An 11,478-nucleotide genomic window follows, 5' to 3' on the forward strand; every position below is an offset into this window, starting at 1 on the left:
GGGTGGATTTGCTCTTAAACGCTCAGGTCCTTTTTTCCTTATCTTTACGTTATATGGAAGGTTATCAGAATATACTTCAGAAACTGAACGGTTTCGTTAAAAAGTACTATACCAAAATGCTAATTAAGGGCATGTTGCTTTTTATAGCGTTTGGTTTGCTGTTCTTTTTTGCTATTTTGGGGGTTGAATACCTTCTTTGGCTTAATTCTACCGGCCGTTTGGTGCTTTTATTGACTTTCATAACCATAGAGCTGTGGTTGTTATTTAAATACATTCTTACGCCCTTATTTTATCTCTTTAGGTTAAAACAAGGTATAAACAACAGGCAAGCGTCCGTTTTAATTGGTAAGCATTTTCCTGAAGTAGGAGATAAGCTGTATAACTTAATAGACCTAGGTGAGGACAAAAACCAATCGGAATTATTACTTGCTAGTATTGACCAACGTAGTGAACGGATGAGCCTTATCCCTTTTACTAAAGCAGTAGATTTGCGTGATAACTTCAAATACCTTAAATACCTAGCGGTACCTGTATTAATTCTGCTGTTTATTTGGATTAGCGGAAACCTCACATCTTTTTTTGGCTCTGCGAACCGTGTGGTGAATTATAATATGGCTTATGAACCACCCGCTCCTTTTTCATTTTTGTTGCTATCTAATGATTTGAGTGTTTTAGACTCTAAAGAGTATATTCTTGAAGTTACTACGGAAGGCGCTATTAAGCCAGAAGCAGTATCCATAGTTATTGATGGTAAGCAATCTGTTCTGCAAGAAAATAACGGTCGGTACCGATATACATTTACTCCGCCATTAAAAAGCGTTGAATTTTACTTCTTGGCTAACGGAATTCGCTCAAGAGCTTATGATTTAAAGGTGCTTAAGACACCAGTTATTGGAGATTTTCAAATGAAATTAGATTATCCTAATTATACCGGTAGACCATCTGAAACCTTAAAGAGTACTGGTAATGCACTGTTTCCAGAGGGTACAAAGGTTACTTGGAAAATAGCCGGGGAGAACACAAAGACCATTCATTTAGTTACTAAGGATACCGTTCAGAATTTTTCAAACGATAATGGTATATTTTCTTTTGATAAACGCGTATATACAGACCTTGAGTATGAGGTTGCCACTTCCAATGAGAATGTAGTGGATTATGAGAAACTGGGGTATAAATTCACGGTAATTAGAGATGCTTACCCAGCTATAAAAGTTAAACAAGTCTTAGACTCACTTAACCCCAATGTTGCGTATTACGCTGGTGAGGCTTCAGATGATTATAAACTGAATAGTATAAAATTAGTTTGTTATGCGGATGATGACCGTGAAAACAAGCAAACTATAGCATTAAGCAGCCCTAATAGTAATTTTAATCAGTTCTATTACACCTTTCCTTCGGGCCTGAAATTACAGAAAGACAAGAAATATAGCTTCTATTTTGAGGCAATAGATAATGACGCTATCCACAAAGGAAAATCAACTCAAACACAAGTGTTCTCTCTGTCGTTATTGGATGAAGATCAATTACGGAATAAGGAACTAGAATCGCAACAGTCGCTTATTAACAATCTTGATAAATCCTTGGAAAAGTTCAAGGAACAGCAGGAAGACCTAAAGGATATTAATAAAGAACAGAAAGAAAAGAGGCAGTTAGATTTTACGGACCAGAATCAGGTCAAGGATTTCTTGAAGAAGCAGCAACAACAGGAGAGTCAAATGGAAAAATTCAGCAAGCAGCTGAAGGAAAACCTAAATAAGTTAGATAGTGACGATAAGTTGAATAAACTACTTCAAGAACGTCTTGAACGTCAGGAAATACAGGCAAAGAAGAATGAGAGGTTATTGGATGAACTAAATAAGATTGCTGATAAAATTAATAAAGAAGAGCTTTCAAAACGGTTGGAAGAGTTGGGTAAGAAGCAGCAAAGTAGCGAGCGTAACCTTGAGCAGTTGTTGGAATTGACCAAACGGTATTATGTTACGGAAAAGGTAGATCAGTTGGCTCGAGATTTGGAAAAATTAGCTAAGAAACAGGAAAAGGCAGCTACCAATACGGGGGAGAAAAACAAAAAGGAGGAGCAAGAGGAACTTAATAAATCCTTTGAAAACCTAATGAAGGAGTTGGATGAACTTCAAAAAGACAATCAGGATTTAAAGAAACCGCTTGATTTGGACCGTGATGAAGAGAAGGAAGGTGATGTCAAGAAAGAGCAAGAAGGGGCTTTAAAAGAGCTCAAGAAGCAGGAATCAGGCGAATCAAAAGCAGAGGAAAAGGAGGAGTCTTCAAAAAAAGTGGAACAGAAGCAGAAGTCAGCTGCCCAAAAAATGAAGGAGATGGGCGGGCAGTTGAGTAAGTCTTATGCCGGAGGAGGTGGCGAAGCTACTATGACTGAAGATGCAGAAATGTTGCGTCAAATACTGGATAATTTAGTTACTTTCTCATTTAAACAAGAGTTGTTGTACGATAGCTTGGAGGATGTTGATTCTGATAGTCCTCAGTTTTCTAATGCTATCCATAAACAACAAGAACTACGCGAACTTTTTGAGCATGTAGATGATAGTCTTTTTGCATTGTCCTTAAGACGTGCAGAACTTTCTGAGTTTGTTAATGAGCAAATTACTGAAGTGTATTATAACGTTGATAAGACCTTGGAGAGCGTAGCTGAAAATCAAATATACCAAGGTGTATCGTATCAAAAATATGTGTTGAGTGCATCTAATAGTTTAGCAGATTTTCTTGCTAATATTCTGGACAATATGGAACAGAGCATGATGTCTGGTGAAGGGGAAGGACAGGGAGAAGGTTTTCAGCTTCCAGACATAATTAAGGGGCAGCAGGAATTAAAAGAGAAGATGGATGGTATGGGCAAACCTGGTGAAGGAAAACCCGGAGAAGGTAAGCCTGGAGAAGGTGAAGGTAAAGGTGAAAAAGGCAAAGGAACTGATGGAGACGAGGGTGAAGGAGATTCTAAAAAAGGTGAAGGCAATAAAGCTGGAGAAGGACAAGGCGGAAGTAAGGGCGAAGGTGAAAGTGGTAAGGGAAAAAGAGGTCAACAACATGGCGGAGAATCTGGACAGGGAGGTAACGGACCGTCCGAAGCTGAATTGCAGGAAATTTATGAAATTTACAAAGAGCAGCAAATGTTACGTTGGCAACTGGAACAGCAGCTTAAGGACATGATTAATGCTGGAGATAAACAACTAGCTCAAAAGCTGATTAAGCAGATGGAAGATTTTGAGAATGACTTACTTGAAAATGGAGTTACACAGCGTAGTCAGTCTAAAATTAATAACATTCAGTATCAAATGCTTAAACTTGAGAATGCAGCATTGAAACAAGGAAAGAAACCTGAAAGGGAGAGTAATACAAATACCAATCAGTTTCAAAACCCGATTATTATTAAACCCTCATTATTAGAGAATTATCGAAATGAAATTGAAATTTTAAATCGACAAAGCTTACCTTTGCGCCAAAATTTTCAAAACAAGGTTAAAGAATATTTTAAAAGCGATGATTGAGTTTCATTATAATACCGATTTTTCCTTAGAGAACGAACAAAAGTTCGTTGATTGGCTTAGCACGGTCATAGATTCAGAAGGGGGCACATTAAGTCAGATTGATTATGTTTTTTGTTCCGATGAAGAGGTGTTGGAAATGAATAAAAAATACTTAGATCACGATACGTATACAGATATTTTGACGTTTGATTATACAGAGGATAAACTCATTGCCGGTGATATTTTTATATCTGTAGATAGGGTAAAGGATAATGCCCATGAATTCAATATAGCTTTTGAGGAAGAAATCCTTAGAGTTATGGCTCATGGTGTTTTACATCTTTTTGGTTTTAAAGATAAATCGGAAGATGAAGTTGCTTTAATGCGAAGCAAAGAGAATGAAAAAATCAAATTGTTCCACGTGGAACAATAGAATATACCAATTGCTTTTCACTGAGTTCGGTATTGATAATTTAAAGAGTAGTCACATTTTATATAGGAGAAGAGATGTTTGGAGAGGAATATGATGTTATAGTTGTTGGGGGTGGTCATGCTGGAGCAGAGGCTGCAGCTGCTGCTGGAAATATGGGTTCAAAAACCCTTTTGGTTACCATGAACTTACAGACCATTGGTCAGATGTCCTGTAATCCCGCTATGGGAGGAATTGCTAAAGGACAGATAGTTCGTGAGATAGATGCACTTGGTGGAATGAGTGGAATTATCACGGATAAGTCTGCTATTCAATTTAAAATGTTGAATAAATCTAAGGGGCCTGCAATGTGGAGTCCGCGTGCTCAGAGTGATCGTATGCGGTTTGCTGAAGAGTGGCGTTTGGCTTTAGAAAATATACCTAATGTAGATTTCTATCAAGAGATGGTTAGCGGTTTGCTAATTGAGAATGGAAAAGCAGTGGGTGTAAAGAGTTCTCTTGGTATAGATATTAGAGCAAAATCTGTTATTCTAACGAACGGTACTTTTCTTAATGGACTCATTCATATTGGAGAAAAACAGTTTGGTGGAGGTAGAGCAGGAGAGAAAGCTGCGACCGGAATTACCGAGCAGTTATTACAATTAGGGTTTGAAAGCGGTCGTATGAAAACGGGAACTCCACCAAGAGTGGATGGTCGTTCTTTAGATTATTCAGTTATGACTCCTCAGCCAGGGGATGCTATTCCTGAGAAATTCTCATATTTAAGGACGCCAGTTTTAACAACCCAGCGCGACTGTTTTTTAACGCATACTAGTGAATTGGTTCATGATGTATTGCGCGAAGGTTTTGATCGTTCGCCCATGTTTAATGGAAGAATAAAAAGTGTTGGTCCGCGTTATTGTCCTTCTATAGAAGATAAGATTAATCGTTTTGCTGATAAGAATAGTCACCAAATTTTTGTAGAACCAGAAGGTTGGGATACAGTAGAAGTTTATGTAAATGGCTTTTCTACTTCATTGCCAGAGGATATTCAATTCAAAGCTTTGCGTACTGTAAAAGGGTTTGAGAAGGTTAAGTTTTTTAGACCGGGATATGCTATTGAATATGATTATTTTCCGCCCACACAGTTGAAGCATACGCTAGAAACTAAGCTAGTGGACAACCTTTATTTTGCTGGTCAAATTAATGGAACTACAGGGTATGAAGAAGCAGCTTCTCAAGGCTTAATGGCAGGAATAAATGCGCATCTTAAAGTTAATGAGAAAGAAGATTTCATTTTAAAAAGAGATGAAGCCTATATAGGTGTTCTTATAGATGATTTGATTACAAAGGGTACAGAAGAGCCATATCGTATGTTTACTTCTAGGGCGGAATATAGAACTTTGCTTCGCCAGGATAATGCGGATTTAAGGCTTACGCCTAAGGGTTATGAAATAGGTTTAGCTAAAAAAGAACGCTTAATTAGAATGGAGGAGAAGGAGTTAAAGTCTGATTCTTTTGTTAACTTTTTTAGAGAAACTAGTGTTAAACCGGAGGAGGTAAATCCAATTTTGGACAGCGTCAATTCTGCTTTAGTTAAACAATCTGATAAGATGTTCAAAGTGTTTTCTAGGCCAAAAGTAACCATGGATCACATGCTTCAATTGGAAGCTGTTTCTGGTTTTGTGGAAGAGAATAATCTGGATAGGGAAGTGCTGGAGCAGACAGAAATCCAAGTGAAATATTCTGGGTATATAGCAAAAGAAAAGAACAATGCAGACAAGTTGTTGCGTCTTGAAAATGTTAAGATACCTGCTAATTTTGATTACTCAGATCTTAAATCTTTGTCTTATGAAGCACGAGAAAAACTGAATGCTATTCAACCAGTAACGATAGCTCAGGCGGCTAGAGTAAGTGGTGTGAATCCCTCAGATATTAGTGTGCTTTTAGTTTATTTAGGAAGATAAACTTAGCAACGTTCCACGTGGAACATGTGTATCTTCCAGGCTATTTTTCTTAATAAAAATAACACGGTGCTATAATAGCGAAACATGCTCCATAGCCAATGAGAGGCTTGCTGGAGATTTGTATGTTGCGGTTAAGAAGTATTTAAAATAAAAGGGTTTCTCGTTTTGTCCTATTGTCAGGATTAACAAGAAATCCTTTTTCTTTTCCCTTAATATAGAACGAATGCAATGTCTTAAAATTGCTTTAGGCTCAGTTTTTGTTGTAGTATAATTTTAAACTAAAACGGACTTGAAAATGAAACGTGCTCTACTTGTTTTGTGCTTCGCCTTAATAATTCAATCTTGTATTCCTGTCCGAATTGCACCAACGATAAAAGACTATAAATTAACTAAGGGAAAGAAATTTAAAAGAAGTCTTTCTAAACGAACCATGTTCATTTTTGAGGACCCAAAAGAGGCTGCACATTTTTACAATTATGTGAACACAAAGTTTCAGCTGAATGATGAAAATGTCTACGATGATATCCCGTTTATTATTGATGGCGAAAACTACTTTTTTGCTTTTTACGAGATTGACATTCCCACTAAGGTTTTAAATTTAGCACCTGCAATTTTTAGAGCAACTGTGAATGCTGCATTAGATAATGAAGGAGATGATAATAATGTTGATAGTGAAGATATGTTACGAACCGATAATTGGTATATTGCTATTGAAGTGTACAGTGATAAAGAAAAAGATTGCCTTCATAAAGATTCGTTTTCTAGAGAGCCAGTTTTAAATTATCTTCGAACTCTCAAAAAGGAATATCTCACCACGCACAACTATAATGAAACCGTTTTTAAAAACTAAGGACTTCTCAATTTCTGGTGAAAACTTTGAATTGCTTTTAGATGAAGAACTAGAAATGTTGGTGACCAAACCCCAACCAAAAGATCTTCATAAGTATTACGAAAGTGATGCCTATATTTCGCATACAGATGCTTCTAAATCTCTTCTTGATAAAATGTATCAAGCGGTGAAGAAATTTAGTTTGGCTCAGAAAGTGTCTTTGATAAATAAGTATGCAAACGAGAATAAAACCTTGTTGGATTTTGGCGCTGGAACTGGAGACTTTTTGTTGGAAGCCAAAAACAGAGAATGGTCTGTTCAGGGAATAGAGCCAAGTGAAGATGCAAGGGCTCGCTCGCTTGAAAAAAGAATGAAGTTGCTTTCCAGTATAGAAGAATTGCCCAACACCAAATTTCAGGTTATTACGCTTTGGCATGTTCTGGAGCACTTACCAAATTTAGATGAGCAAATTGCAAATATCTTGAATCGGTTAGAAGATGATGGTACGCTTATTATTGCCGTTCCTAATTTTAAATCTTATGACGCAAAACATTATAAAGAATTTTGGGCAGCCTATGATGTGCCAAGACACCTTTGGCATTTTTCTAAAGATGCAATTAAGAGGGTGTTTGCAAAACACGATATGGAATTAGTAAAAACAAAACCCATGTGGTTTGATGCTTTTTATGTTTCCATACTTTCTGAGAAATACAAAACAGGCAAGCAAAATTTCATCAAAGCTTTTTTTGTTGGTCTATGGTCAAATAGTGTTGCTGTTTTCAATGGGCAACCTTCTTCAGTAATCTATATTCTCAAAAAGCGGCCATAAGCTTTAAATTTGGCTGAAAACTTATTTTAAGGGTTTTTAACGCCAGTTGAGAGGATGTAGCTTGTAACGGGGTGATTTGTTTGAAATCTCTCATGAGCGTCCTTTTTATGATGTCGTTTTTAATCATTTTCATTTATGGATACGTGTTTTTGCTATAAGTAATCCTTATGAGGTGTTTTTTAACCTTTCTGGAGAAACAGAAATTACTTTCTTTAATAATGGTTTCTTAAGTCACATTTATAAATAAGATGACAACAATTAGAAAAGCTTTTCTATTTTTGCGCAACTCGAAAATTAAATTCTTCTGAATTTAAGTAGGACAGATTTTATAATTAATTACCGAAGAGTAAAAAGAAGATTAAAATAAATTGAATTATGAAAAACGTAGTAGTGGTATTTTTAATGTTGGTAGCGGTTTCTTGTCAACAAGAAAAAATTGGATTTGTAGACAATGTAAAGTTGATGGAAGAATATCAAGAGAAGATTGATGTTGAAGCTGCTTTTAAAATAAAGGCTGATGCTCTTACAAAAAAGAGAGACAGTATTTCACAAGCTTTTCAAATGGAGGCACAAGCGTTTCAAGCGCAAGCTCAAAAATTGCCTCAGCAAAAAGCTCAGGAGCAATATGCTGCTATGCAACAGAGAGGTCAAATGATCGGTCAGCAATTACAACAAGAGGATCAACAACTTCAATTGATAGGTCAGACAGAAATGGATAGCATTATCGGTAAAGTGAAGAAAGAAGTAAAAGCATATGGTAAATCTAAAGGCTACGCTTATATCCTTGGTGGTGGTGATGGTGGTAGTGTTTTATATGGTTCTGAAGCCAATGACTTGACTTCAGAAATCGTAAAACTTTTGAACGATAGTTACAAGAAGTAATTACCAATTACAATTATAAAAAAGCGTCTACAGATAAAATCTGTAGACGCTTTTTTTATGTCTGTAGAATATAGACTAAAAGTATAGCCGGAATAAAATAGACAGCAATGGTCTTTGCTCCTTCATAGTCTTTGGCCATACGTTGGCCAAACATAAGCATTAGTAAAGAGATGCAGGATAGGATACTTCCGTAAAGCGCAATGCTGCTCTCTCCCATGATTATTATCTGATATAGTCCTATGGCGCATAAAATTCCTGATGCGGTTTCTATAAGCAGTAATGTGCCTAATAGTAACGGAACTAAATTTTCTAAAGGAGTTCCTGAAAAATGTTCTTTGAGCCAAGAAAGGTTTTCTTTCCAATTAAATACTTTATCAATACCACTTTGCATAAAGACAATAATTAAAAATATTAAGATCAAAAGCTCAGTAGCAGAGTGGAGAAAAGCATCCATAGTCGTTTGGTTTAGTGGTTGGGCACCATTAAGTTACCAAAAAAAAATGGTAGTATAGTGTAGACTAGGCAGGTTTTCTGTGTAAAAGACGAGTTAGTTTTATAGATAAATCGGTAAGTATAATCTTAGAATTGCCATTTCGTTCCACGTGGTAAATAGCATCTTCTAGTTCTTTTACAATAGTGACTATATTGTTTTCATGAACAAAGGGCGCAAATTTATCCAAGCTAAAACCATCGGCATGTATGCGCATAAAAGCGAGCTCCTTCGCATTAAAATTAATAAGCATGGCTTGCCTCATTACCGCTATACAATAGTGTAGAAATTTCTTTTGCGTTTCACGACCGGTCTTGGCTACCTCTTCACTCCACATAATAAGATCTTGAATGGCGCTTTTATTGCCCTTTGCTTTAAATGCACTGCGTACCCATTGTACGAACCATTTTTCAAAGATCAGATCTTCAGAATCTTCGTTCATTAAATCCAATGCCTTGTTGAAGTTTCCGTTTGCTTCATGAGCAATTCGTAGCGCTTCTTCTCTTAGGGCACCTTTTTTTACAAGGGCATTTGCCATGGCTTCTTCTGCAAGAGGTGGGAAATGTAAAACTTGACACCGGGAACGAATTGTTTGAATAATTTGTTCCTCGTCTTCGGTAATAAGAATGAAGACTGTTTTGTTGGGAGGCTCCTCTATGAGTTTTAAAAGTTTATTGGAAGCAGCGGTATTCATTTTTTCTGCCATCCAAATCAACATCACCTTATATCCACCTTCATATGATTTTAAGACTAGTTTTCTAACCACGTCCTGAGCTTCGTCAACTCCAATTTGGCCTTGTTTTTTTTCAATACCAATTAAGCGATACCAATCAAAAAGGTTGCCGTAGGGTTGCTCATTTACAAACTTTCGCCATTCTTCCATATAATGGTTACTAACAGCGTGGCTTTTTATCTTATCGGAATTGGCAACGGGAAAAGCAAAATGCATATCCGGATGTGATAGTGAACCAAACTTTAAATTACAGCTTTGGTTCTCACCATTGTTTTCCCCATTACTGTTTTGGCAAATAATATATTGGGCGTAAGCAATTGCCATAGGAAGGGTGCCAGAACCTTCCGGCCCTACAAATAATTGGGCATGAGGAACTCTGCCAGCATCGGCACTGGTAGCCAAATGGTTCTTGATGTGAGATAGCCCTAAAATGTCATTAAACAGCATGGTCCAAAGATAACTTTTTTAATATATAAGATCCAAGGAGGTCAACATCTTAAATATGGTTAATATCTGTAGTCTAACGATTTTGGACTTCCAGTCTAACATCCTTTTTATTACATTTGCCTCTCGCTAAAACCGCATAACATGAAAACTGTAAACGACTTTAATTTTGAAAATAAGAAAGCTCTCATTCGCGTTGATTTCAACGTTCCTTTAGATGAGAATTTTAAAGTAGCTGATGCTAACCGTATAGAAGCAGCCAAGCCAACAATTATAAAGGTACTTGAAGATGGCGGAAGTGCTGTTTTAATGAGCCACTTGGGAAGACCAAAAGGACAGGTAAACCCAGATTTATCTTTGCAACATATTTGCAGTAAAGTTTCTGAAGTTATAGGTGTTACCGTAAAGTTTGTTTCTGATTGTGTAGGTGATGTTGCTGAAAAAGCGGTTGCTGAACTTCAGCCAGGTGAAATACTATTATTAGAAAACCTTAGGTTCCACGCCGAAGAAGAAAAGGGAGATGAAGCCTTTGCTGAACAACTTTCTAAATTAGGAGATATCTATGTTAATGATGCTTTTGGTACAGCACATAGAGCTCATGCCTCAACTACTGTAATAGCTAAATTCTTTCCTGAAGCAAGATGTTTTGGTCTTCTTTTAGCTAAAGAAATTGAAGCTATAGATAAGGTGATGCAAACCGGAGAAAAACCAGTTTTGGCAATTTTAGGAGGCGCTAAAGTTTCTTCAAAGATTACTATTATAGAAAATATTTTAGATAAGGTAGACCACCTAATTATTGGAGGTGGTATGACATATACTTTTGTTAAGGCACAAGGTGGTAAAGTAGGTGACTCTATCTGTGAGGACGATAAAATGGATTTGGCATTGGATATTTTGAAAAAAGCCAAAGAAAAAAATGTTCAAGTACATATTCCTGTAGATGTTTTAGCTGCAGATGATTTTGCTAATGATGCCAATACACAAATTGTAGATGTAGATAAAATTCCTGACGGATGGCAAGGTTTGGATGCAGGTCCAAAAACGTTGGCAATCTTTAAGGAGGTTATCTTAAAATCAAAAACTATCTTATGGAACGGTCCTATTGGTGTTTTTGAAATGGAAAGTTTTGCCAAAGGAACTATCGCTTTGGGTAATTATATTGACGAAGCTACACAAGGTGGTGCATTTTCACTTGTAGGTGGTGGTGATTCGGTTGCTGCTGTTAAACAATTCGGTTTTGAAGATAAGGTTAGTTATGTATCTACAGGCGGAGGTGCTATGTTAGAGAGTTTAGAGGGTAAAACCTTACCGGGTATCGCTGCAATAATCGGCTAACAAAGGCGTTATCGATAAACGGCGCGTAACGTTTAATTGAATAAAAATTTTATTTTTCAGAAA

General features: G+C 36.7%; 9 protein-coding genes. 7 read left to right on the plus strand and 2 right to left on the minus strand.

Annotated features, from left to right (window positions below; translation table 11 throughout):
- Positions 1–53: 53 nt before the first annotated feature.
- The 6 genes from HW347_RS03480 (at position 54) to HW347_RS03505 (ending at position 8,413) form a co-directional block, all read left to right on the plus strand.
- Entirely contained in the window at positions 54–3,518 is a 3,465-nt protein-coding gene (locus HW347_RS03480) for a DUF4175 family protein (RefSeq protein WP_214610541.1), read from the plus strand.
- Positions 3,511–3,930, plus strand: coding sequence for an rRNA maturation RNase YbeY (gene ybeY / locus HW347_RS03485; protein ID WP_214610542.1), 420 nt, complete (start codon positions 3,511–3,513; stop codon positions 3,928–3,930). Before HW347_RS03480 ends, ybeY begins: the two co-directional genes overlap by 8 nt.
- A gap of 74 nt (positions 3,931–4,004) precedes the next feature.
- Positions 4,005–5,873 carry a tRNA uridine-5-carboxymethylaminomethyl(34) synthesis enzyme MnmG gene (mnmG, locus tag HW347_RS03490; protein ID WP_214610543.1) on the plus strand — a complete coding sequence of 623 codons (1,869 nt, stop codon included), beginning with the start codon at positions 4,005–4,007 and terminating at the stop codon, positions 5,871–5,873.
- A 295-nt stretch (positions 5,874–6,168) separates the two neighbouring features.
- On the plus strand, positions 6,169–6,723 hold the full coding sequence (locus HW347_RS03495; RefSeq protein ID WP_214610544.1) for a hypothetical protein: 555 nt from the start codon (positions 6,169–6,171) through the stop codon (positions 6,721–6,723).
- Positions 6,701–7,531, plus strand: coding sequence for a class I SAM-dependent methyltransferase (locus HW347_RS03500; RefSeq protein ID WP_214610545.1), 831 nt, complete (start codon positions 6,701–6,703; stop codon positions 7,529–7,531). Before HW347_RS03495 ends, HW347_RS03500 begins: the two co-directional genes overlap by 23 nt.
- Before the next feature lie 375 nt (positions 7,532–7,906).
- On the plus strand, positions 7,907–8,413 hold the full coding sequence (locus HW347_RS03505; protein WP_214610546.1) for an OmpH family outer membrane protein: 507 nt from the start codon (positions 7,907–7,909) through the stop codon (positions 8,411–8,413).
- 55 nt (positions 8,414–8,468) lie between these two features.
- Here the strand turns inward: HW347_RS03505 and HW347_RS03510 are convergent, their stop codons facing one another.
- Positions 8,469–8,867, minus strand: coding sequence for a DoxX family protein (locus tag HW347_RS03510; protein WP_214610547.1), 399 nt, complete (start codon positions 8,865–8,867; stop codon positions 8,469–8,471).
- A 64-nt stretch (positions 8,868–8,931) separates the two neighbouring features.
- On the minus strand, positions 8,932–10,083 hold the full coding sequence (locus tag HW347_RS03515) for a DNA polymerase III subunit (protein ID WP_214610548.1): 1,152 nt from the start codon (positions 10,081–10,083) through the stop codon (positions 8,932–8,934).
- Between the two features lie 141 nt (positions 10,084–10,224).
- Between HW347_RS03515 and HW347_RS03520 the strand changes: the two genes are divergently transcribed.
- The gene (locus tag HW347_RS03520; protein WP_214610549.1) at positions 10,225–11,415 is read left to right on the plus strand and encodes a phosphoglycerate kinase; all 1,191 of its coding nucleotides are present in this window, start codon (positions 10,225–10,227) and stop codon (positions 11,413–11,415) included.
- Positions 11,416–11,478 lie beyond the last annotated feature (63 nt).

Origin of the sequence: Zobellia barbeyronii, from assembly GCF_018603515.1 — a bacterium.
In the GTDB taxonomy this organism is placed as follows: domain Bacteria; phylum Bacteroidota; class Bacteroidia; order Flavobacteriales; family Flavobacteriaceae; genus Zobellia; species Zobellia barbeyronii.

Coding starts and splice junctions, on each gene's coding strand:
- HW347_RS03480 (WP_214610541.1), top strand. CDS start 54: ATGGAAGGTTATCAGAATATACTTCAGAAACTGAACGGTTTCGTTAAA.
- ybeY (WP_214610542.1), top strand. CDS start 3,511: ATGATTGAGTTTCATTATAATACCGATTTTTCCTTAGAGAACGAACAA.
- mnmG (WP_214610543.1), top strand. CDS start 4,005: ATGTTTGGAGAGGAATATGATGTTATAGTTGTTGGGGGTGGTCATGCT.
- HW347_RS03495 (WP_214610544.1), top strand. CDS start 6,169: ATGAAACGTGCTCTACTTGTTTTGTGCTTCGCCTTAATAATTCAATCT.
- HW347_RS03500 (WP_214610545.1), top strand. CDS start 6,701: ATGAAACCGTTTTTAAAAACTAAGGACTTCTCAATTTCTGGTGAAAAC.
- HW347_RS03505 (WP_214610546.1), top strand. CDS start 7,907: ATGAAAAACGTAGTAGTGGTATTTTTAATGTTGGTAGCGGTTTCTTGT.
- HW347_RS03510 (WP_214610547.1), bottom strand. CDS start 8,867: ATGGATGCTTTTCTCCACTCTGCTACTGAGCTTTTGATCTTAATATTT.
- HW347_RS03515 (WP_214610548.1), bottom strand. CDS start 10,083: ATGCTGTTTAATGACATTTTAGGGCTATCTCACATCAAGAACCATTTG.
- HW347_RS03520 (WP_214610549.1), top strand. CDS start 10,225: ATGAAAACTGTAAACGACTTTAATTTTGAAAATAAGAAAGCTCTCATT.